The organism is Sphingobium sp. TomTYG46 (assembly GCF_055396345.1).
The window spans coordinates 1,975,305-1,997,336 of record NZ_AP027324.1 but is presented as its reverse complement, the minus strand read 5'-3'; the positions used below and the strand labels follow the sequence as shown (position 1 = coordinate 1,997,336).

General features: G+C 63.5%; 22 protein-coding genes and 1 tRNA gene. 5 read left to right on the top strand and 18 right to left on the bottom strand.

Features of this window, described 5'->3' with window-relative positions:
• Window positions 1–4 precede the first annotated feature (4 nt).
• From ACZ5YV_RS10135 to ACZ5YV_RS10090, 10 genes are all read right to left on the bottom strand, one after another.
• Complete coding sequence (locus ACZ5YV_RS10135) at window positions 5–1,240, bottom strand: murein hydrolase activator EnvC family protein (RefSeq protein WP_464787506.1); 1,236 nt, start codon at window positions 1,238–1,240, stop codon at window positions 5–7.
• Window positions 1,241–1,322: 82 nt separating this feature from the next.
• Entirely contained in the window at window positions 1,323–1,745 is a 423-nt protein-coding gene (locus ACZ5YV_RS10130; RefSeq protein ID WP_464787505.1) for a 23S rRNA (pseudouridine(1915)-N(3))-methyltransferase RlmH, read from the bottom strand.
• A gap of 81 nt (window positions 1,746–1,826) precedes the next feature.
• Window positions 1,827–2,213 carry a ribosome silencing factor gene (gene rsfS / locus ACZ5YV_RS10125; RefSeq protein ID WP_449474303.1) on the bottom strand — a complete coding sequence of 129 codons (387 nt, stop codon included), beginning with the start codon at window positions 2,211–2,213 and terminating at the stop codon, window positions 1,827–1,829.
• Between the two features lie 12 nt (window positions 2,214–2,225).
• The gene (locus ACZ5YV_RS10120; protein ID WP_464787504.1) at window positions 2,226–2,855 is read right to left on the bottom strand and encodes a nicotinate-nucleotide adenylyltransferase; all 630 of its coding nucleotides are present in this window, start codon (window positions 2,853–2,855) and stop codon (window positions 2,226–2,228) included.
• 48 nt (window positions 2,856–2,903) lie between these two features.
• The gene (locus tag ACZ5YV_RS10115) at window positions 2,904–3,419 is read right to left on the bottom strand and encodes a sterol desaturase family protein (protein ID WP_464787503.1); all 516 of its coding nucleotides are present in this window, start codon (window positions 3,417–3,419) and stop codon (window positions 2,904–2,906) included.
• Between the two features lie 110 nt (window positions 3,420–3,529).
• Complete coding sequence (locus ACZ5YV_RS10110; RefSeq protein WP_464787502.1) at window positions 3,530–4,279, bottom strand: TorF family putative porin; 750 nt, start codon at window positions 4,277–4,279, stop codon at window positions 3,530–3,532.
• A 170-nt stretch (window positions 4,280–4,449) separates the two neighbouring features.
• The gene (locus ACZ5YV_RS10105) at window positions 4,450–5,715 is read right to left on the bottom strand and encodes a mechanosensitive ion channel family protein (RefSeq protein WP_464787501.1); all 1,266 of its coding nucleotides are present in this window, start codon (window positions 5,713–5,715) and stop codon (window positions 4,450–4,452) included.
• Entirely contained in the window at window positions 5,712–6,920 is a 1,209-nt protein-coding gene (gene metC, locus ACZ5YV_RS10100) for a cystathionine beta-lyase (RefSeq protein WP_464787500.1), read from the bottom strand. Before metC ends, ACZ5YV_RS10105 begins: the two co-directional genes overlap by 4 nt.
• The gene (gene sseA, locus ACZ5YV_RS10095; RefSeq protein WP_464787499.1) at window positions 6,917–7,765 is read right to left on the bottom strand and encodes a 3-mercaptopyruvate sulfurtransferase; all 849 of its coding nucleotides are present in this window, start codon (window positions 7,763–7,765) and stop codon (window positions 6,917–6,919) included. Before sseA ends, metC begins: the two co-directional genes overlap by 4 nt.
• A 246-nt stretch (window positions 7,766–8,011) precedes the next feature.
• On the bottom strand, window positions 8,012–9,214 hold the full coding sequence (locus tag ACZ5YV_RS10090) for a hypothetical protein (RefSeq protein ID WP_464787498.1): 1,203 nt from the start codon (window positions 9,212–9,214) through the stop codon (window positions 8,012–8,014).
• Between the two features lie 128 nt (window positions 9,215–9,342).
• On the opposite strand from ACZ5YV_RS10090, the gene queF reads away from it, so the two are divergent.
• The 3 genes from queF (at window position 9,343) to ACZ5YV_RS10075 (ending at window position 13,014) form a co-directional block, all read left to right on the top strand.
• On the top strand, window positions 9,343–9,789 hold the full coding sequence (queF, locus tag ACZ5YV_RS10085) for a preQ(1) synthase (protein ID WP_464787497.1): 447 nt from the start codon (window positions 9,343–9,345) through the stop codon (window positions 9,787–9,789).
• 135 nt (window positions 9,790–9,924) lie between these two features.
• The gene (locus tag ACZ5YV_RS10080; RefSeq protein WP_464787496.1) at window positions 9,925–10,293 is read left to right on the top strand and encodes an endonuclease domain-containing protein; all 369 of its coding nucleotides are present in this window, start codon (window positions 9,925–9,927) and stop codon (window positions 10,291–10,293) included.
• 90 nt (window positions 10,294–10,383) lie between these two features.
• Window positions 10,384–13,014 (top strand): M1 family metallopeptidase, encoded by a 2,631-nt coding sequence (locus ACZ5YV_RS10075; RefSeq protein ID WP_464787495.1) that lies wholly within the window; start codon window positions 10,384–10,386, stop codon window positions 13,012–13,014.
• A gap of 245 nt (window positions 13,015–13,259) precedes the next feature.
• Here the strand turns inward: ACZ5YV_RS10075 and ACZ5YV_RS10070 are convergent, their stop codons facing one another.
• The 4 genes from ACZ5YV_RS10070 to hspQ form a co-directional block, all read right to left on the bottom strand.
• Window positions 13,260–13,853 (bottom strand): hypothetical protein, encoded by a 594-nt coding sequence (locus ACZ5YV_RS10070; protein WP_464787494.1) that lies wholly within the window; start codon window positions 13,851–13,853, stop codon window positions 13,260–13,262.
• Window positions 13,854–14,062: 209 nt separating this feature from the next.
• On the bottom strand, window positions 14,063–16,000 hold the full coding sequence (locus ACZ5YV_RS10065; RefSeq protein WP_464789201.1) for an OPT family oligopeptide transporter: 1,938 nt from the start codon (window positions 15,998–16,000) through the stop codon (window positions 14,063–14,065).
• A 105-nt stretch (window positions 16,001–16,105) separates the two neighbouring features.
• On the bottom strand, window positions 16,106–16,915 hold the full coding sequence (locus ACZ5YV_RS10060) for a GDSL-type esterase/lipase family protein (RefSeq protein WP_464787493.1): 810 nt from the start codon (window positions 16,913–16,915) through the stop codon (window positions 16,106–16,108).
• On the bottom strand, window positions 16,872–17,243 hold the full coding sequence (gene hspQ / locus ACZ5YV_RS10055) for a heat shock protein HspQ (RefSeq protein ID WP_196224676.1): 372 nt from the start codon (window positions 17,241–17,243) through the stop codon (window positions 16,872–16,874). Before hspQ ends, ACZ5YV_RS10060 begins: the two co-directional genes overlap by 44 nt.
• 124 nt (window positions 17,244–17,367) lie before the next feature.
• Between hspQ and ACZ5YV_RS10050 the strand changes: the two genes are divergently transcribed.
• Both ACZ5YV_RS10050 and ACZ5YV_RS10045 read left to right on the top strand, forming a co-directional pair.
• Window positions 17,368–17,457 (top strand) — tRNA-Ser (locus ACZ5YV_RS10050).
• A gap of 97 nt (window positions 17,458–17,554) precedes the next feature.
• Window positions 17,555–17,833 carry a DUF6538 domain-containing protein gene (locus ACZ5YV_RS10045; RefSeq protein WP_464787492.1) on the top strand — a complete coding sequence of 93 codons (279 nt, stop codon included), beginning with the start codon at window positions 17,555–17,557 and terminating at the stop codon, window positions 17,831–17,833.
• Window positions 17,834–17,947: 114 nt separating this feature from the next.
• Here ACZ5YV_RS10045 and ACZ5YV_RS10040 read toward each other — a convergent pair whose 3' ends face one another.
• The 4 genes from ACZ5YV_RS10040 to ACZ5YV_RS10025 all read right to left on the bottom strand — a co-directional run bounded on the left by ACZ5YV_RS10040 (window position 17,948) and on the right by ACZ5YV_RS10025 (window position 21,968).
• Window positions 17,948–18,421: a Csu type fimbrial protein gene (locus ACZ5YV_RS10040; RefSeq protein ID WP_464787491.1), complete on the bottom strand. Its 474-nt coding sequence runs from the start codon at window positions 18,419–18,421 to the stop codon at window positions 17,948–17,950.
• Window positions 18,422–18,427: 6 nt separating this feature from the next.
• Window positions 18,428–20,515, bottom strand: a complete 2,088-nt coding sequence (locus ACZ5YV_RS10035) for a fimbria/pilus outer membrane usher protein (RefSeq protein ID WP_464787490.1) — start codon at window positions 20,513–20,515, stop codon at window positions 18,428–18,430.
• A gap of 289 nt (window positions 20,516–20,804) precedes the next feature.
• Complete coding sequence (locus ACZ5YV_RS10030) at window positions 20,805–21,548, bottom strand: fimbrial biogenesis chaperone (protein WP_464787489.1); 744 nt, start codon at window positions 21,546–21,548, stop codon at window positions 20,805–20,807.
• 12 nt (window positions 21,549–21,560) lie between these two features.
• Complete coding sequence (locus tag ACZ5YV_RS10025) at window positions 21,561–21,968, bottom strand: Csu type fimbrial protein (RefSeq protein ID WP_464787488.1); 408 nt, start codon at window positions 21,966–21,968, stop codon at window positions 21,561–21,563.
• Between the last annotated feature and the right edge of the window lie 64 nt (window positions 21,969–22,032).

Genomic DNA, 22,032 nt, shown 5'->3' with positions numbered 1-22,032 from the left:
GCTTTCAGCCTAGCCCGACCAACGGGACGATATCGACCGGACGGCCATTGCGACGCAGTTCGATCGTGATGGTCGGACGCCCGCTTCCGGCGTTGCCCAGCGGATCACCCTGTCGCACATCATCGCCCACGGCGGCGGAAAGCCGATGCAATCCGGTGATCAACGTGGTCCAGCCGCCTCCATGATCCAGGATCATGATCTGGCCGTAGCCGCGATAAGGCCCCGCGAAGACGACGCGCCCCGCCGTAGGTGCGACGGCGAGCGCGCCCGACTGGGTGACGATGGTGAGGCCCCGCGATCGGACGCCGCTTTCCGACAATTCACCCATGCCGGTGACCAGCTGGCCCATCACCGGCAAGCGATAGGGTGGAGGTCCGCCCGTACTGCGCTGCCTTGCCTGCGCAGGCGCCATGGCGAGGTCGGGGCGTGCTGGCCTGAGCAGCGGGCCGGGGAGCGCTGCGAGTTCCTCCCGCAGATCACCTGCCGCCTGGAGGCGGTCCATCAGATCGACGATGTCGCGGGCTCTTTCGCCCAGGGCGAGAGCCCGGTCACTCTCCAGATTCGCGTTGGAGCGATAATCCCTCGCCGCCAGCCGCTTTTGCGTTTCCAACGTGCGTAAAGCGGCTTGGCTATTGCGGAGGTCGGCCTGGCTTTGTGCGAGTGAAGCGGCGGCCTGCTCGGCGGTCTCACGCAAGGCGCGGCTGCGCTCCAATTCAGCGCGCAAGCCAGCTGTGCGCTCTTGAATGACGGGCAATATCTGTCCCAGCACGGCGCGCATGTGGACGGCATCGCTCAGCGACCCCGGCTGCACCAGCGCCAGAGCCAGAGGCCGCCGCGCCATCATCTGAAGGGCGGCAGTCAAACGGACAACCGGCTCCTGCTTGGCCGCCAGCCGTGCCGCCTGCGAACGCTGCATGCGGGCTATGATCGCGATACGCGCTTGGGCCGCTTGAATGTCAGCTTCGGCCTGCTGGATACGGGCAGCCATGGCGGCGGCGCGGCGGCGCGCCTGTTCGGCTTCGTCCCGCGCGGCCGTTGCCTGCTGTTCCAACCGCTGGGAGCGCTCGCGTGCTTGTTCGGACTGGATGCGGGCCGCCTTCAGCGCAGCCTGTTCCTGACGCAGGCTGGTCTCGCCCGTGCCGCCAAGGATGATGCCTGCTTGAGGAGCCGCCGCCAGGCGCGCGGCCGCGAGGACCGCTGCGCCGCCGATTATCGCCGCGAAGGTCTTTGACCTTTTCACCCCTTGCCCCCTGCCGGTCCTGCTGGCGACCGGCGATATCTGACTAGGCGCAAACGGCCATCCATGTCGAGCGGTGGTGACATCAGCCTTCGCGATGATAGGGGTGGCCCGAAAGGATGGAACAGGCGCGCCACAATTGTTCGGCCAGCATGGCGCGGGCCATCATGTGCGGCCAGGTCATCGCGCCAAAGGCGATCAGCAGGTCGGCCCCGGCGCGGGCTTCGTCGTCAAAGCCGTCCGCCGCGCCGATCAGGAAGCGGCATTCGCGCGCGCCCTGATCTCGCCAGCCTTCGAGCCGCTTGGCGAAGTCCATGGAGCTGAGCTGGCGGCCTTTCTCGTCGAGCATCACGGTGATCGTGCCAGTCGGAGCGGGCGGCAGCTTGCCGCCACGGTCGGGCAGTTCGGTGATCCTGTGCGGCATTGTCAGCCGCTTCACGTAACGTTCGACCAGTTCCGCTTCGGTCGAACGTCCGATCTTGCCGCGCGCGATGATGTGAAGGAGCATGGATCACGCTCCTAACGAGTCAGTGCGCGCTTGTCGAAGGTCTGCATGCCTCGGCTAGCGAGGCCGATGCCGTAAGAGCCTTCAGGCCGTGCCCGCCACCGGCGCATCGACAAAGCCCCACATCCGTTCCAGATTGTAGAAGCTGCGCACTTCGGGCCGGAACAGGTGGACGATCACATCGCCTGCATCGATCAGCACCCAGTCAGCGACCGGCAGTCCCTCTACGCGTGCGGAGCGGCCCGTGGCCTGCTTGATGCGCTCGGCAAGCTTCTGCGCCATCGACGCGACCTGACGCGATGAACGCCCGCTGGCGATCACCATATGGTCGGCAATGCTGCTCTTGCCTTCAAGCGGGATGGAGATGGTTTCCTGCGCCTGGTCATCGTCGAGCGATTTCAGGACAAGGTCGTGCAGGGCGGCAACGCTGTCGGCATCAGCCGGATCGTTGGCAGGATGTGGTCTGGTCAAAAATGCTCCATTCTAGACAATCAACCGGCGCGTGAGCGGATCGCGCACGCGTGCATGTTCATATTCGCGATGCCAGAGGGGTTCCACCTGCCGCAGCAGGGTCGCCGATCTTGGATCAGGGCGAAAGCGCAAAAGCACAAGCGCCGGCGGTCTCCAATCCGTCCAGTCTGCACTCTGGCGCGCGGGCCGGACGAAACGCCGCAGCCAGGCCATGGCCCCAGAGCCACGGGCAACTCCATCATAGCCGGGCCGGGCGATTACGGCAATGGGCATCTGTCGCGCGATGCCGCGCCAATCTTTCCACTGGCCGAACTGGGCGAGATTGTCCGCGCCCATCAGCCAGATGAACTGATTGCGGGGGAAGCGGTGCCTGATCACCTTCAGCGAATCGGCGGTGTATCGGGTGCCCAGTGCTTGCTCGATCGCGGTGGCCCGAATCGCCGCGCGTCGAGCGATATGGCGGGCGTGGGCTAGCCGCGCGGGGAGGGACGCCATGCCAGCACGTGGCTTGAGCGGATTGCCCGGCGAGACCAGCCACCAGACTTCGTCCAGCCGCAGCGCCTTCGCAGCGAACAGCGAGATTGCGCGATGGCCGCCATGCGCTGGATTGAAGGAGCCGCCCAGAAGGCCGATGCGTGCCATTTCAGCTTGCCGCCGCCGCTGCCAATGGGCCGGAAATCGACCGATTGCTCACTCTGCTTCCATGAGCCCGCGTGCCTTCCGCACGCCCTTCCGCCGATTCCCCTGCGCCAGTTGCCTTTTGAGCTCCTCCGGCCGCGGCGCGACCAGGAAGCCGAAGCTGACGCAGCCCTCGCGCGTCTCGACCGCATGATGCAGCCGGTGCGCCTGAACGATCCGCTTCATATAGGGAGAGCGGGAAACATGGCGGTGGGTGATCCGCTGATGGACGAGGATGTCGTGAAAGGCGAGATAGATAAGGCCGTAAGCCGCGATCCCCCCGCCGCAGGCTGTCGCCCAGTCGCCCCAGCCCAGTTGCACGCCGCCCAGCAGCAGCAGGATCGAGGGCAGCGCGAAGATGACGAAATAGAGGTCGTTCGCTTCCCACATTCCGTTGCGGGGACGATGATGGCTGGCATGCAGGAACCAGCCCGGCCCATGCATTACCCAGCGGTGCATGACATAGGCAAAGCCCTCCATCGCGATGACGGTGGCGGCGAAAGTCAGGAGCAGCAGGAACGCGGACATGGCGCCCTATATAAGCGCGCGGATGAAGGTGCGCGAGCCTGTAAAACTCAGGACATGGAAAAGGCCGCGATCGCCAGGATCGCGGCCTTCCCATTCAATAACCGAAGAAATCAGAAGGAGGCGGTGATCGAACCCACTACGCCAGCCTTCGATAGATTCCGCGATGTGAACGGCAGAGCGGTCAGGTTCTTGTCTGTGTCTACATAGCTCACGCCGAAGGTTAGATGGCTCCACGTGTATGTCGCGCCAAGGCTCCAGTCGGTGTACTTCTCGCCAAAGGTGATGAAGCTCCGGCTGAAGTTGTGACCGACATGGGCCGACAAGCCCACCGGCGTGTTGGGGATGCTGGCCGACAGGTCGCCGGCAACATAGAGATTGTCTTCGCGCGCGTTGACGCCGTACGACAGGGCGTGCTGCTTGGGAGCATAGGCGGCGCTCAGCTTTGCGGTGGCCGGGCCGAAGGTGCCCTTGACCGATGCATAGGGCTCGAAGAAGTCGGTGTTTGCACCGTTCGAGCCCGGATAATAATAATAAAGCACGCCCGCATCGATGGTGGCTGCGCCGATGGTCTTCGAATAGCCGGCGATCAGATCGAGTTCCTGGTCGCTGGTGTTGGCGACATAGTCATCGATCGAGGAACCCCAGGTCGAGACATAGAAGCCCGATTCATGGGTGACGGTGATGCCGCCCTGCAGCGCGAAACGCTTGTCGGTCTGCGAAATGCCACGGAAGCGATAGTCGCTGACAACGGCTGCATTGCCGGTGACGGTGATTGCGGAAGTGGGTTCGTCCTGGGCGAGCGCCGGGACGGACAGAGCAGCGAGAGCAACGGCCGAGAGGCCGAGAATGGACTTACGCATTGGATTCCCCTTGATGGTTTTCTGCGATGGTCCCGCCTGCGTCAGGATCCCGAATTCTCTGTTCCCACGAAGGGCCGGATCGGATGACCTGAACAGGCACGGCATGCCGACGCATGCCGCGCTGCACAAGAAATTATTGCTATTGGTTGTCTTTTACGTCCGGAATGTTGCTACTCTGCAACAAAAGGCCGAGCGCTCGGCGCAGCCTGATGCACCACCCGCTGTGGATAGGGGATCGTGATCCCATGCTCGCGAAACAGCAGCCAGAGGCGGTTCAGCACGTCCGATTTGACATTTCCCACGCCGCCTTCCGGATCGCTGATCCACACCAATATGTCATGTTCGACGCGGTTTTCGCCAAAGCCCGTCAACCAGACATTGGGCTTGGGATTGCGCAGGACGCGTGGGCTTTCCTGCGCGGCACGTAGCATCAGCTCCTGAGCGAGCTTAAGGTCGCTGTCGTAACCGATGCCCACTGGAATGCGGACGCGGACATTGCGGTCGGAATAGGACCAGTTCTCGACCTCCTGCGTCATCAGATTTTCGTTCGGGATCAGATGCTCCTTGCCGTCGCGGGTCAGGACGGAGACGGCGCGAACACCGATCTTGTTCACCCAGCCAAAGCTGTCGCCGACAACGATGACGTCGCCCGGCTTGATCGAGCGGTCCATGAGCAGGATGATCCCGGCGAACAGATTGCCGAAGGTTTTTTGCAGGCCGAAGCCGACTGCCAGGCCCAGCGCGCCGGAAAAGACGGCAAAAGCAGTGAGGTCGATGCCGAGCAGATCGACGCCGATGAAAAAGGCGGCGACGACGGCGGCGATGGCGGCAAGCTTTTGGGCTAGCAGCTTTTGCGTGGGATCGAGCCCTTTGGCACGGTCGATGCTGCGGGCGAACAGGCGATTGGCGAGCCGCACCAGCGCAAAAAGCAGGACGCAGATCGCGGCGGTGCTGACAAGGCCAAGCAGCGTGATCCGCCGTTTGCCAAGGTCTATGCCAATGCCATCAAGCATGTCCGCAACGGGCGCGAAGCCGCCGCTGCTGCCGGAAAGGATCATGACGAACAGCAACAGGGCGAGCGGAACGACAGCCCAGCGCGGAATGGCGAGGCTGCGCAGGATATGGACCGCGAGTAAGGCGACGGAGAGCGCGAAGGCTCCGCCAAGGATGAGGTGGGCGAGCGCGCCGACCGGCCATAGCATGACAGCCAGGCCGAAAAGACCGCTTCCAAGGCTGTGGCGTAGGATGGGGCGGAAATGTCCGGCCAACGCTTCCCCTAATGGTCGTGCCCGGCGGCGCAGGCGCGGGGCGGCGATATGGGCGATCCCATCGGCGATCAGGAACAGAAGCGCCGCTATTGTGAGCGCAACAAGGGGGTGAATGATCGCCGGATTTCCGGGCAGCAAGGCCAGCAGGTTGGGGAGGCCCCGGCTCATCCCCGAACCTTGCGGAAACGGGCGAGGCCAGCGGCGAGGTCGGTAATGAGGTCGGCAGGATCTTCAAGCCCGATCTGTAGCCGGACGAGCGGTCCTTCCGCCTGCCATATGGTGGCGGTGCGGTAGCGTGCTGGATCGACGGGCAAGGCCAGGCTTTCGAAACCGCCCCAGCTATAGCCTATGCCGAAATGTTCTAGGCCGTCGATGAGGGCTGCGCGGGCTTCTTCGCCGCGGCCCTTGAGGACAAAGCTGAACAGGCCGCTGGAACCGGAAAAGTCGCGCGCCCAATTTTCATGGCCGGGGCAGCTTGGCAGCGCGGGGTGGAGGACGCTGGCGACGTCGGGCTGGTCGGCGAGCCAGCGTGCGAGTTGGAGCGCGCTGTCCTGATGCTGGTTCAGACGAACGCCGAGGGTGCGGAGGCCGCGGCTGGCGAGCCAAGCGTCGTCGGGGCTGACCATTTGGCCGAGAAGGTGGGCGGTTTGGCGGAGCTTGGGGAAATATTCCGGGGAGGCGGTGACGGAGCCGAGCATGACGTCGCTGTGGCCGACAATATATTTGGTGCAGGCGAGGATGGTGATGTCGACGCCGTGGGCGAGGGCGGGGAAGAAGAAGGGCGTGGCCCAGGTATTGTCGAGGAGAGTGACGATGCCCTTTTCCCTGGCGAGGGCGGTGATGGCGGGGATGTCCTGTACTTCGAAAGTCAGGCTGCCGGGGCTTTCCAGGAAAATGGCGCGGGTGTTTTCATTAAGGAGTTGGCGAATTGAAACGGAATCGGCGAGGGGGGCATAGTATATCGTTTCGATACCGTAACATTTTAGCATCTGTTCGCAGAAGTTCCGGGTGGGATCGTAGGCGCTGTCGACCATGAGCAGCTGGTCACCGGGCTTCAGGACCGACAGCAACGCGCAGGCAATCGCGGCGACGCCCGAGGGGAAGAGCATCGTCCCTTCCGCGCCCGGTTCCATTTCCGTCAGCGCGTCGGCGAGGCTCCAGGCTGTGGGCGTGCCCTTGCGGCCGTAAAAGAGCCGTTCGTGCGTGCTGCTGCGGGCGGCGCTGCGCAGATGGGCGACATCGTCATAGAGGATGGTGGAGGCGCGCCAGACCGGCGGGTTGACGATGGCGCCGGGCTGGCCGGGCATGCCGGTCCATTCAGGCTTGCGCCCTGCCTGCGCCAATTGGGTGAGCGGCTTTCGGTCCTTGCTCATGCGGCTGGCCCCGTGGCCTTAGGCGTCGAGGGATCGAGCCCCCATTCCGACCAGCTGCCGTCATAGAGGGTGACGTCCGTTTTGCCGAGCAGTTCAAGCCCCGCGAGGAGGATCGCCGCCGTCACGCCGCTGCCGCAGCTTGTGATGATGGGGCGGGCGAAGTCCGTGCCCGCGTTGAGGAACAGTTGCCGCAGTTCCTCGCCCTTCTTCATGCTGTTGTCGGCGTTGAAGAGGGAGGCGGACGGGATGTTGCGGGAGTCGGGGATATGGCCCGATGCCATGCCGGGGCGGGGTTCCTTTTCCTCGCCGGTGAAGCGGGCCGCGCCGCGCGCGTCGATGACCTGCGCGGCATGGCTGTCGAGATTGGCGAGCAGGTCGTCCTTTGTACGGACTTGGCCCTGCGCGCGTCGGGCGGTGGCGTCTCCGCGCGGGATGACGGGCCAGCCGCTTTCCGTCGGGCAGCCTTCGGCGATCCACTTTGGCAGGCCGCCGTCCAGGATCGCGGCGGATTTGCCCACGCCATAGAGGCGCATCATCCACCAAGCGCGGGCGGCGCTGTGCGTGGGGCTGTTGTCGTAGAGGATGACGCGGCTGTCCGCGTTGATGCCGAGCGCGCGGCAGCGTTCGGTCATGAAGGTGTCGCTTGGCAACATGCCGGGGCGCGGGTCGTCTGCGTCGGAAAGGCTGGGGAGGTCGAGATAGGCGGCGCCGGGGATGTGGGCGGCTTCGAACTCGGCGCGGGGGTCGCGCGGGGTGCCGGGCAGGAACAGGCTGGCGTCGAGTATCTTGAGGTCGTCCTGGCCCAGTTCTGCTGCGAGCCTGTCCGTGGAGATGAGGATGTCCATGCCGCCTCTTTTGTTGGTGCGTAGCGACCTTTTTAGGCGGGTGATGGGGGTGTGGGAAGGGTGTTGGGGTTTTAGCCTCGCCTATTGTTCGGGCGTCATTCCAGCGGAAGCTGGAATCTCGGGAGAGGTGGCGTGACGGGGCCTGAGATGCCTGCGCTGGGATGACGAGCTATGTGGGGTGGGGATGGCGTGGCGTGGCCGGGCCTGAGATCCCAGCCTGCGCTGGGATGACGGGATTTGGGAGACCTAGCTCGCGAGTTGGAGCGCGGTGGCGCGGCTGCCGGGGGTGCGGAACTGGCGTGGCCCCTGATCGACGCGGAAGGGGGCGAGGCGGTCGGCGGGCGGGGTTTTTTCCTGTCCGACGATGAAGGCGCGGCCGGTGCGGCCTGATCCAACGGGCGCAGCGTCCGGTTCGTCGGACCAGCGATATTGGGCGTCGAAAGCGACGAGCGGGATGAGCAGCGCGCGATCGCCCATCTGCACGGGCGCGATCTGGTCGGGCAGGAGGCGTAGCTCGCCCGTCAGGCTGTGGCTTTGCCCCGGTGCGAGCGAGACGGCGGAATGAGCCGGTAGTCCGCTGGCTCCGGCGAAGAACTGCTGTAGCTGCGCCTGCTGGTTGGCGTCCGCATTGGCCATGAAGGTGCGTATCAGAATGTCGTCCGCGCTGCGTTCGCCGCGATTATGGAGCGTCAGAGTGTAGCCGATGGTGGCGCCCATCAGCGACAGGCGGGCGCTGCGGACTTCAAGAGTGAGGTCGATCCATGGCCGCTCGGCGGTTGCGGCGGCGGGTGCGGCAGGTGGCGCCTTGGGCTGGGGCGTGGGGGGCAGGGGTGTCGGAGCGGACTTCTGGTCTTCGATGAAGGGTTGCTGTTCTTCCTCGGGACGGCTGCGCAGGAAAAGCCAGGCGGCGGCCACGATCGCCCCGAGCAAGGCGATGCTTCCTGCGACCCAGCCCCAGGAAGAGGCATCGGCAGGCGCGCTGAGCGGCGGCTCGCTGGCGGGTGCGGCTTGCGGTGCGGCGGGTGCGGCTTGCGGTGCGGCGGGTTCCGCTGGCGCGGGCTGAGGTGCCAGAGATTGGGGTGCCGGGGATTGCGGGGCCGAAGGCTGGGGCGCGGGGCTGCTGCTTTCGGGCTCGCGGGCGGGAGCTGTGGGTTCAGCGGGGGCCGGGCGTGGCGCTGTTGTGGTCGGGCGCTGCGGCTGGGTGGGAGCTGCTGGTTGGGGTTGCGGTTGCGCGACGACTGGCGGAGGCGCGGTGATGACAGGCGTGCTGGCTGGCGGCGTCACCGGCGCGCCACGGAATACGTCCAGCTCTGGCCCTTGTCTGCTGGGATCAGCAGGCGGCTGGGACGTGCGCGGCAGGTTGAAGACGGGATCACTGCCGCCCTGCTCCTGCGCGAGCGAAGGCGTGGCCAGCAGCAGCGGCAAGGCGATCAAGATGGCAGGACGCATCCCCATGGCATGCAGCCAAGGCAATGATGACGCTGAACGGGAGGTGAATGGCATGGCGGGATCAGGTTGCGGTGACATTAGGCGTGCAATGGCGTAGATGGCCGGTCATGACAGATATACCCCAAAGCATGGCACCGATCCATCTGGGCCAGAGCAGTGCGCTGCCTGCGAGCCCGGAGGAGGCGGTTCTCGATTATGTGCCCAATCCCCGGCCGGGGAAGCCCTATCTGGTGCGCTTTACGGCGCCGGAGTTTACGTCGCTGTGCCCGGTGACGGGGCAGCCGGACTTCGCTCATCTGGTGATCGATTATGCGCCCGCCGCGACGATCGTCGAATCGAAGTCGTTGAAGCTGTTCCTGGGGGCGTTTCGCAACCATGCCGCTTTCCATGAGGATTGCACGGTGGGGATTGGCGAGCGGCTGTTTGCCGAGATGCAGCCTTTGTGGCTGCGGATTGGCGGTTATTGGTATCCGCGCGGGGGGATTCCGATCGATGTGTTCTGGCAGTCGGGCGAGCCGCCTGTTGGGCTGTGGCTGCCTGCGCAGGATGTGCCGGGGTATCGCGGGCGGGGTTGAGGCCACCCTCATCCAACTTCGCCTAGCCCGCCTTGCGGGCAAGGCTGCGTATCCTTCTCCCGCCAGCGGGAGAAGGGAGTCAGAGTAAGCCCTCTCCCGCTGGCGGGAGAGGGTTGGGTGAGGGTGGGGCGAGCTATGGTGGTACGGCGCACCAATCCTAACGCGGCGATGTTGCGGCAGAACGCGACGGAGTGTGAGAAGCAACTTTGGGCCGCGTTGCGCAATCGGCAGCTGGATGGATTCAAGTTTCGGCGGCAAGCAACGATAGGTCCGTACGTCGTTGATCTGCTTTGTGCAGAACATCGCCTGATCGTGGAAGTCGATGGAGGCCAGCACAGCGATGAGGCTGACCTGTCGCGTACGCGCTTTCTGGAGGGGCAGGATTATTCGGTAATCCGCTTCTGGAACCATGAGGTCATTGAGAATCTCGATGGGGTGCTAGTCAGCATTCGCCAAGCCCTCCCTGTTAAACAAACGAACAACAAAATTCCGACAACCGCTTGACCGCAGGCGAGAAAGGTTCGATCCCGCAACTATCATGGCACATGGCCGCCCGGGCCGTGCCGTTCTCAACGTGTCGGAGTTGCGAACCTGATGTCTCTATCCAGAATTTCGTCCCTATTGCTGGCCGCCGCGCCGCTGGCTCTTGTTCACCCTGCTATCGCTCAAACGCCCGCCGGGCCTGCGCCGGGGATCACGACGCAGTTGCCGCGTGGGGCGGCGCCCAGTCAGTATGCCATCGAGGTGGCGCCGGATGCGGCGAACCTCAAATTCACGGGCAAGGTGACGATCGACCTGAATGTTGCGCAGGCGATGCCGGTGTTGGTGTTGAATGCGGCTGATCTGAGCATTGGCAGTGTCACGCTGACCCCTGCTAAGGGCCAGGCGGTGACGGGCTCGGCGAAGGTTGATGCCAATGCGCAGACGGTGACGCTGGATTTTGGCAAGCCTGTGCAGCCGGGCGCCTACAAGCTCGACATCGCCTATGGCGGCGTCATCAACACGCAGGCGAACGGGATGTTCGCGCTGGATTACAAGGACAATGCGGGCGCGCAGAAGCGTGCGCTGTTCACCCAGTTCGAGGCGCCCGATGCGCGGCGGTTCGTGCCGAGCTTTGACGAACCGAGCTACAAGGCGACGTTCGATCTTTCCGCGATCGTGCCGACCGGGCAGCTGGCGGTTAGCAACATGCCGGTCAAGGCGTCGCAGGATCTGGGCGGCGGCAGGACGCGGGTGACGTTTGGGACTTCGCCCAAGATGTCATCCTATCTGCTGTTCTTCGGGCTGGGCGATCTGGAGCGCGCCACCAAAATGGCGGGCGCGACCGAGGTGGGCGTGATCACCGGCAAGGGCAATACGGGCAAGGCGCAGCTGGCGCTGGATGCTTCGGCGGCGATCCTGCCCTGGTATAATGATTATTTCGGCGTGCCTTTTCCGCTGCCCAAGCTGGATAATGTCGCGGGGCCGGGGCAGAGCCAGTTCTTTTCCGCCATGGAGAATTGGGGCGCGATCTTCACCTTTGAGCGGGCGCTGCTGGTCGATCCGAAATTCACGTCGGAAGGGACCAAGCGGACCATCTATTCGATCGTCGCGCATGAAATGGCGCATCAATGGTTCGGCGATCTGGTCACCATGGCCTGGTGGGACGATCTGTGGCTGAACGAGGGCTTTGCCAGCTGGATGGCGACCAAGGTCTCGGACAAGTTGCAGCCCGATTGGGAAATGCTGCTGACCCGCGTGGGCGGGCGGGAGCGGGCGATGGCGCTTGATGCGCTGGTGACCACTCATCCGGTGGTGCAGAAAATCCATACCGTCGATGAGGTGAACCAGGCCTTTGACGACATCACCTATGAAAAGGGTGAGGCGGTCATCACCATGCTGGAAGGCTATGCGGGCGAGGATGTGTGGCGCGAGGGTATTCGCGGCTACATGAAGGCGCATGCCTATGGGAATACGGTGACGGATGACCTGTGGAAGGCGGTTGAAGGTGCGGGGGCCAAGGGGCTGGTGGCAATCGCGCATGACTTTACCAGCCAGCCGGGCATTCCGTTGGTGAAGGTGGACAGCGCGCAGTGCCGGGGTGGGTCGACTCTGCTGTCGCTGTCGCAGGGCGAGTTCAGCCGGGATCGGAAGGACAAGGCGCCGCTCCGCTGGAATGTGCCGGTGATGGCGCAGGTGATGGGTGGGGCGCCGCAGCGGCTGATCCTGAATGGGACGGCTTCGGTGACGCTGCCCGGTTGCGGGGCCTATGTGATCAATGCGGGGCAGACGGGCTATTATCGGTCGCTCTATCCGGAGGCGAATGTGAAGGCGCTGGCGGCGGGTTTCACGCGGCTGTCGTCGATGGACCAGATCGGGCTGATGGCGGATAATTTCCAGCTGGGGCTGGGGGGATATCAGCCGATCGGGCTGGCGCTGGACATGGTGGACGCGGTGCCCGCGAGCGCAAGCCCGGCCGTGCTGGCCGAAGTGCCGGACTATTTGGACAGCGCTTACACGATGCTGGAGGGCGACAAGGTGGCGCAGGCGCGGGTGGCTGCCTATGCCTCGCGCAAGCTGGGGCCGGTGCTGAAGGGCGTCGGCTATGATGCGAAGCCGGGCGAAGGCGCGCAGGTGCCGGTGCTGCGGTCGGCGCTGATCGCGACGCTGGGAAGCATGGGCGACAAGGGCGTGGTGGCCGAGGCGCGGCGGCGTTTTGCCGAGCCTGCGTTGATGGAAGGGCCGCTGCGCAATGTGTGGCTGCGCATCATCGCCCACAATGCCGGTGCCGCGACATGGGACAAGCTGCGCGCGATGGCCAATGGCGCGAAGAGCGACCTCGACAAGAGCACGCTCTTTGCGCTGCTCGGTTCGGCGAAGGATGAGGGGCTGGCGCGCAAGGCGCTCGACCTTGCCATGACGGATGAGCCGGGCAAGACGACCAGCGCGGCGATCATCTCGTCGGTGGGTGGGGAGCATCCGATGCTGGCGGTGGATTATGTGCTGGCGCACCGGCAGCAATATGAGGCGCTGATCGATGTGTCGGCGCGGTCCCAGGCGATTGCGCGGCTGGGCGGCGGGTCGGCTGATCCGGCGATGGCGGCGAAGCTGGACGCCTATGCGAGCCGGTATCTGACCCCGGAATCGCGCAAGGTGGTGGATCGGTCGATCTCCGCCATCAAGACGCGGATCGAAACGCGGGCGCGGTTGAAGCCTGCGCTGACAGCGTGGTTTGCCAAGAGGTGATTGGAGGGGGGCGGTGACGTGATTTGCCGCCCTTTTCATTGATTGTGGGCCTGGAGGGATGGCGGTTTTGGGTGGGTAGCGGAATGGCGGCTCACGAACACGGAAAGCGCGATAGCAGTCAATAGATGGTGACGGAAAACACCGAATGTACTTTCGCAATCGGCAGTGCCTTTCAGGCGAACGCCGAGCGAGCAGGACGTCCCGTCACACACCCAATAGTCATGTGATTCGGCAGGGCAAGCACATCACTTGACGGTGATGACGGCCAAGAATACCCGCGCTGTCTCCTCCGCCATGGGGACCTGTTGCGCTGTCAGAAAAAAGTGATGGTGAACATCATCTTTCACGATGTGGATCATACAGCTATCCATGTCCGGTGTCCGCCCTTGAGTGGTTGCTGTCGGACATTCAACATAGCCTGGCAAATCTTGCTTGAAGAAATAAATCGGAGGGTATTTGTAGATGGGGTCTGAACTTTGGTAAGCCTCTCCATCTTTAGATGCGACTTTATTCAAATGATCCTTGTTGATAACGCTGTTAACACTAGGATCTGCAATAGAACTGTTTCCGACGATAGGGTAAGGTGACGGCCTGCTCCCGCCAGCGGCACCGATTTCTCCCACCGTGTGCGCCCACGTTTGCGGGTCAAAACCCCAATTGGCTCCCTTCGTGGTAGATTGAACGTAGCCGTCAGAACCAATTGGAATAGAAAATTGAGATGATCCCACCTGAAAAGTTTTTCTTTGCGAACTGATACCAGCATCAGTTCCAGCCTGACCGCAACTGGACAGAAAGATGCCGCAAAGAAGGCTAGCAATCAATGTTCGGTGAAGCATCATGCACACTTAACTCCGCGCAAGGTTAACATCATGTTCTTTAGATAGCCCAATAGCGTCTAGGACTGACGTTTATAAGAAGAAACGTCAATGATATTAAGTCTCATTTTACACTCAATTCACGGAATCAGGTGTTTCCTGCTTGCGTCGGCTTTAAGGCGCGGCGCGAGGATGATGTATGACCAGCTTTGGTCGAAACTGGTCACTTCCGCCTAACCAAGCGGTGCGCTCGCCCAGCGCCGCAGCCGCGCATAGAGTGCTGCGATGGTGCCTGCGAAGACGAGTAGCGCCACGGGCACGGCCCACTCATTTTCCGCCACCAGCGCGAGCGGGGCGTCGCTGTTCGTCGCCGCCACGATGCCGGCGAAGGCGACGCCGAACAGGCTTTCGCCCACGATGAAGCCGGTCGCCATCAGCACGCCCATGCGTTCGGCGAAATCGGGGTTGGATTGGCGGCGCGCCCAGCGATTGTAGAGGTGGCCGATCACCGCGCCGACCGGGATGAGCAGGGTTAGCGCCATCGGCAGGTAAATGCCCATGCCGACCGCGAGCGGGGGCAGGCGGAGCTTGCCTGCCTTGCCGAGCAGTTCGTCGATGGCGACGACCACGGCGCCGATCAGCGCGCCGGTGCCGATCAGGCCCCAGTCGAGATCGCCGCCCAGCACGCCCTTCGCCAGCGCGGAGATGAGCGCGGCCTGGGGTGCGGGCAGGGCGGTTGCCTTGGCTCCCGGCGCGCCTGCGAAGCCGAAGGCGCTGTTGAGGAGGTCGAGCACTGGCGGAATGACGAGGGCGCCAAAGATGACGCCCAGCACCAGCGCCACCTGCTGCTTCCAGGGGGTCGCGCCGACCAACTGGCCGGTCTTCAGGTCCTGAAGATTGTCGTTGGAGATAGTGGCGATGCCGAACACGATGGCGGTGACGAACAGGGCATAGGCGATGAGGGCTTGGGCTTGTTTCGGATCGCCGCCGGAGCCGTAGATGGCGGCGAGGATCAGGGAGGCGCCCAGTACGGCGAGGATGCCGACGCCGGAGATCGGGCTGTTCGACGCGCCGATCAGGCCCGCCATATAGCCGCAGACCGACGCGATCACGATGCCCGCGACCAATATGTAGGCCAGCGTCAGGATGAGGATCGGCACCGGATTGGCCGCGATCGGCCCACCTTGCGCAAAATACCAGAGCAGCACCGCGATCGGCGCGAGCGAGGCCAGGATGGTGCCGCCGACGATGCCGATGGGCAGGTCGCGCTCGGTGAGTTCGAGCAGGGCACCGTCGCCAGCTTTGCGCCGCTGCGCGGCCGCGATGGCGGATCGGATGCCGCTGATGATCGGACCCAATATCTTGAGCAGGGTCCAGATGGCTGCGACGCCGATCGTACCCGCGCCAATGAAGCGCGCCTTCATGCGGAAGGTGGTGCCGACGAGCTCGGCGATGTCGGCTCCGGCTGGCAGGGGCGCGGTGAGCCAGGGGACAAGGCCCACCCAGCTGATCAGCAGGCCGACGAACATCGCGACGCCTACGGAGAGGCCGACCAGATGGCCGACGCCGATCAGCGCCATGGAAAAGCTGGTCGAGACAGACGTCGCGCCTGCGCCGAATTTGAAGAAGGTGGCGGCTTCTTCCGCGATCAGCTTCGTCTTTGCGGTGATGGAGAAGGCGGCGGCGGCGAGGGCGCTTAAGAGGATGGCAGAGAGGCCGCGCTTATTCTCTTCCAGTCCTTCGCGGGAGCCTGCGCCGACCTTCAGCACTTCGGCGGCGGCGACACCTTCGGGATAGGGAAGGTCTGACCCGGTGACGAGCGCGCGGCGGAGCGGCACGGAATACATGACCCCCAATATGCCGCCGAGCGCGATGGTGAAGGCGGACAGCCAATAGGGAAAGCCGTGCCACCAGCCGATGATGACGAGGCCGGGCAGGACGAAGATGATCGCCGACAGCGTGCCTGCCGCCGACGCGATCGTCTGAACGATGTTGTTTTCCAGGATGGTGCCGGTCGCGAACAGGCGCAGCACCGCCATGGAGATGACGGCGGCGGGGATGGAGGTTGCGAAGGTCAGGCCGATCTTCAGCCCCAGATAGACGTTGGCCGCCGTGAAGAGCAGCGTGATGAGCGCACCCAAAATGACGCCGCGAAACGTCAGTTCCGCCATGGGAGCGGGCATGGGCAGGGCCTTGGCCGAATCAGTGGTCACCAGCATCGTCCCCCTTTGGGTGTGTTTTACAGATGTATGGTAATAATGTTGCTTGGCCGTGGATCAATTGGAAAGTGATGCCGAACGCGATGCCGGTGCGGCCGCCATCTCCGCCCGGTCGAGCCAGCCGTCGACCAGCCTGTTCCAGCGGCTGTATCCGCGCGGGTTCATGTGCAGCCCGTCCGGGCCGAACAGCGATGCGTCGGGCAGGCCGTCATGGGCGAGCAGGCTGCTGCCGACGTCAAGATATTCAAAGCCGCTGACTCGGCTACGTGCCGCCACGGTCATGTTGACCGCTGCCATCTTCGGCCAGAGGGTCCATCGGATGGGCGAGGGTTTCAGCGACAGATAAGCGATGCGCGCCTTGGGATAATCGGCGCGCAACTTCTTCAGCAGCGTGAGTATGTTGTGCGCCACGGTGTCCGGGCTGGCTCCGGCTGCGAGGTCGTTCTCGCCGATATAGACGAGTACCGATCGGGGCGCGGCCTTGGGAAAGAGCCGGGCATAGTGACGCAGGACGTCGGGTGTCGTCGCCCCGCCGAAACCGCGATTGACGGTGCTTCTGTCGGGAAAGCCCGCGCTCGTGTCCCACAGCCTGATGCTGGAGCTGCCGAGGAAGAGGATGGCGCCGGGCGCGCCGCTATCCCTCTCATTCGCCTTGGCGAAGGCGGCGACTTCATTGGCGAAGGGGAAGGTCGGATCGGCATTGATCCGAGGTTCCTGCGCGGGGCGCTCGGTCGGTGCCTGCGCAGCCGCGATTCCGGCGAGGCCGGGCAGCAGCGCGAGGGCGGCGGCGACCCGCCACCACGCCCGTGCGCGGGACGGCGCCTTAATGGCGATGGAGCGGGCGCAGCTGATATTTGCCGTTGGCATAGGTCCCGAACATCCCCGCGATCGCCGGATGATCCACCGGCTCCCCGCTGTCGTCGGCCATCAGATTCTGCTGGCTCACATAGGCAACATAGCTGGTTTCGCCATTTTCGGCGAGCAGATGGTAGAAGGGCTGGTGCTTGTCCGGCCGGGATTGTTCGGGAATCGCCTGATACCACTCCTCGCTGTTGGCGAAGACGGGATCGATGTCGAACACCACGCCACGGAAGGCGAAAAGGCGGTGCTTCACGACATCGCCGATGCTGAAATGCGCGTGGACAACAGGTGGCGCGCTGACATCGGCGCCGAAGATTGCAGTGGTGTCGGTCATAAAAAGCAATTTAGGGTGCTTGCTGAGTGTTACAAGAAAAATACGGTCCTCGCCGCTTGGCAAGCCGGTCATCATTCGCTAATGGCCGCCGCTCGACCGGGACGGCACATGCTGGACCTTCTGCGGAGAGGTGGCAGAGTGGTCGAATGCACCGCACTCGAAATGCGGCGTGCCGGAAACGGTACCGAGGGTTCGAATCCCTCCCTCTCCGCCAGTTCTCCTGCAACTGGTTGCAATGCTTAGAAAACCCTTGAAACCGGGGTTTCTGTGCGGCTAACTGCTACAAAATCTGCTACCAAAAGGGGCTGGGTTTGAAGGCGGTTCGGGGCGAACGCTACATATATCGGCGCGGAGATCGTCTGAATTTTCGGAGGGGCGTTCCTGACGATGTGCGGGTGCTGTTTGGCGGCCGAACAGAGGTGCAAGTCTCTCTCCGAACCTCCAACATCGCGGAAGCGCGGCACAAGCGTCAGCGCGAACTTGATAAATTTGAGCAGGCGATTGCGTCCTATCGAGGTGAAGTAGCACCATCGGAAATAGCTCGCGGCCGAATCCTGGCTTCGCTAAGCCGCGGTTCGCGTTCACAATAGCATGTGTAATGCGCATGAGCCTGGAACCTTGATGCGAAGATGCGGCGCGACCCAAAGCGACGCTCCAACGTGGGGACGTGAGCCTCGTATTGCCGAACCGGGTTAGCTGCAAACTCAATAGGTTATTGTTACGATCACGCTGTCTGCATAGGCGCCTGTCCTCGCCCATTGATGCGCCGGGATGCGCCCATATACTGTCACGGACTGGCTGAAGAGGAGTAGACCATTAAGCGTGGCAGTCACCGTGCTGGTGCCGTTGGCGCCCGTCCCCCAAATGCTGGTGCGGCTGCTGTCGGTATAGAGATTGTAGTTTAGGCGATCGGCGCCTTGCGCCAGTTGACGCGCCGTTGCATCGCCGGACGTGCCCGGACTGGCCGCAATGTCGATCGTGCCCATAAGCGACACGACGCCCGTGCAGTTGAGCGTCACTGTGCCTGATGTGTCGTTCGGGCCGCTCGCACTGGGATCATAGCTGCCAAAGCTGATGCCGCTGGCGGAGGCCGAGCAACTGCACAGCGTGCAGGCGGCGGCCTGAGAGGGAACAGCAAGGCTGATAATGAGGGCGGCAAGACCGGCTCGCAAGGTCATTTTCTCTTATTCCTCCTTCAATGCAGCGCAGAGCACCGGACCAAGACGGGGGAGCGCCACGCCTTGGGGTAGAGCCGGAACAATAGCTTGGCATTGCATTTCAGCTCCCCGCAATATGACCTGTTCCCCGGGATGGGCATCTGGAAGATAGATTTCGCCATCCTGGCCAGTCACGCTTGGCAATCCTTCTGCCCCTGACACTGTCAGCCCGATGGGGACTGCGGCTCCATGACCATCCACCAGCTGCAAAGTGGCTGGCCGTACAGGCGCGCTGCCAAAGGTGATCCTGACGGCCTGGCGATAGCCGGGCACGGCCAGCTGTTCCGGGGAGGCCACCAGCGTGTCGATGGGCAAGGCGTCCAGATCCACCCCGATGCGGTTCGCGGCATAGGGTTGAAGGCCGGTGATGATCGCCTGTTTGCCATTGCCTGCGCGCCGGGCGACCGGACGGTTTTCGAAACTAAGGCTTGCTTCCTCATCGCTCAGCACATCAACCAGGGCAAAGGCATAGTCGAGGCGAGGAGCAGCTATAATCTCCCCTCCCGCCATCAGCAAAGCACCACGGGCCTGCAGGCGCATGCTGACCGACGTGCCGTTGCGCGCGGCTGACAGTTCCATCTCGCCGGCCTCGTTGCGCCAGGTAAGGCCGCCTTCCATTCGGGTCATGTCATTATCGTGATCACGCGCCAGCATGACGCGATAGCCGAGCCCCCGGTCGGACGGCGGCGACCGGTTGACGGTGGCGGCAGTCCGGCTGCCGTCGATGAAAATCCCGGCATTGGCGCGTCGGCCGAACGGCAGGGTGAGGGACCCGAGCAGGCCGTTATCACGGATTCCCGAAAGGCGTGTCCGCCGCGCCCCCAACGACAGATAGGTCGGCCCTATATTGGCCGCGTAGGACAGCGAACTGGCAGCGAACCGCTGGCTACCGCCCTCATCATTCTTCACATGGCTGGCGCTCAGATTGCCGATCCTGCCCAGCGCGATGCTGCCCGCCACCGCCAGCTCACTCCGCTTGCCGGATGGCGGGGAGTCATCGCCGACCTGCATGAAGCCGGCGTCTTCTTCCTGATAGCTTGCGGTAATGGCATAGAGTGGCGTGATCCGTTGAAATTGCGCGCGCCAAAGGGTGCCGCCGCCCCATTTGCTGTGGGAGGCGGCTGCGGCAACGCTGAACTCTCCCAAAGGCGCGACGACCAACCCCATGCCCAGCCCGGCCGCCTGGCTGTTGCCGCTGCCTTCCGCCCGACCAAAAAGTGTCAGTGTGCCGGTCAGCCCATGGCGCCAGGACCCGGCGGCAAAGGCGAGACCATAGGAAAAGCTGCGCCAGCCAAAATTCTGGCGAAGGAAACCGGCTTCCAGTGAAAAATCGTCCAGTCCTTCGCGCAACAGCCGGGGGCTGGTGTAGAAACTGCGCGTGACATTGCGCACATTGCCGCCCGCATCCCGGATCGTCATCGTGACTTCGCCCGTACCTGTGAAGACCGGCTGATAATCGATGGCAAAATTGCCCGGCTGGACATCCAGTTTCTGTCGGCTGTTCGCCGCAGCCAATTCCACCGTGGAGGGCAGCGCGGCCGAGCCCCGGAGGACGGGCAAAGGATAGGTGATGTCGTCGGGTGTCAGGGAGAAATCCGTGCCCAGCCGGATGCCCCCAAAGCGGATCGGCCGATTCCAGTCGCCGCCGCGCGTCAGCGTATCGCCCAGGACCAGGCGCAGCCTCTGGCTGGGGAAATCGCGCTGAAAGCTGCTGTCGAGCCGGGCAAAGCCGCGTCCCTCGCTCTGGACCGTCGCAGTCGTGCCGAGCACGCCCCAATTGCCCGACATGCCCGCGTCGAGAAAGGCGGAGGCGGACAGCCTGCCGTCCCATTGCGCGAGCGAAAGGTCATAGCCGACAAACTGGGTAGGCACCGCGCGCCCGACGGTCGGGCTGCGCCGGGTTCGTCCCAGATGAACCGCAGGGAAAAGCCGGGGATCGGCGTCGATCAGCAGCATCGCGCCGTTGTCGTCCAGACGGGCGGACAGTCCGGCAAGGCCATCGAGCGGGGTAAAGTCCTGTCCATTGATGGAAATGGCGCCAATGCCACCGGGCAAGCGTAGCCCCCATATGCGCGGCGAAAAGACGGCCCTCACGCCTCGCGACCAGGCAGGGTTCATCCGCGGCCTCTCCGTTGACGATGACGCTGACCGGCAGGGGTGCCTGGACGGCCATATGCCAGCTCGCCGCAATGCCGACTTCCATGGATGGCAATGAAGAGAGTTCCGGCGCTTCACCGGCACTAGCTGCTCCAGGCGAATAGAGGGCAATGGCAAGTGGCAGGAACCCCATGCGGCTGGCTGGCCTGATATGGCCCCATGTCTGGGCAGCCATGGCAAGCGATCCTCAGTCGCTGCCCTTGCCCGGCATAAGGGGCGAAGCAGGAAGGCGGCCCTGTGTCGTTTCCAGTTCCACTGCCGCCACGCCGCCCGGTGGCGGAGATGGTAGCAGCAATTTGGCCTGGCCTCCGGCGAGCAGGTAGAAACCTTGTGTCAGACGGATCGGGGCTGCCTGTGGCGCATGAGGGTGCAGGATGACGGCTGAAATCTGGGCGTGGCGATTGCCGCGATTGGCGATGACCAGCCGCGTCGCGCCATCGCTGTTATTTTCAACAGACCAGTCGATCACCGGAGCGGCGCCGAGAGGCGCGCGGAATACGGGAAGGCTGATCCGCAACAACGTCTTCACCGTACCGGGGGCGGGGTTGGCGCCGGGCAATTCGTCGATGATAAGGCGATAGCTCTCCTCGACAGGACCGGCATGGCCCGGAAGGCTGCAACGGATCAGGCGGGTCTCGCCGGTCGGGATATTGACGATGGATGGATTGACCGCGGGACGGTTTGCCTGGTCCAGATGGTCGTTCCCGTCCTTGTCCTTGGTCCAACCGTAACCGCGTATCTGTACGATGGCTGGTTCCTTGTCGTCATTGGACAGGGACAGCGAACAGAATTGCTTGTTCGCTGCAACCTCCACCCGCACCGGCGCAAGGCGCAGCGTGCCAGCCACGGCGGGCTGGGCCAGCGCCCAAATACACGATCCCGCTATTGCCGCGCCCATGATAGCGCGCGTGCGCTTCTTTTCTTTTTTCATGATTCTGGTCCGTCAGTAGCTGACCGTTATGGTGACCGTGTCGGCATAGCTTCCCGCCTGCACATTCTGCTGCGCGGGAATGCGGCCATATACGGTGAAGGTCGATGGCAGCACGCCTGCCGTGGTCGGCGAAGGCGTGTCCGTTCCAGGCGTGTTCCCCCAGTTCGTGTTGCGGGAGGAATCGCTGTACAGGGAATAGCTCAGCACATTCCCGCCGCTGCTCATCTGCCGCGTCGTAACGGTCGCACCCGCCTTCGTTCCGGCATTCAGGCCCACGCTGTAACTGGTTCCAGCGGTGCAGAGGACATCGAAGGTACTGGTTGCGTCGGTCGGGCTGGCGGATGTCGGGTTATAGTTTCCGAACGCCAGACTATTGGAAGTCACAACGCATGCGCTCAGCACGGTGGCTGATATTCCCATTGTTCCCGTTGCGCTAGATGCAAAAGCGATTTCCGGAACTGAAAGCATAAGTAAAATTGATGTT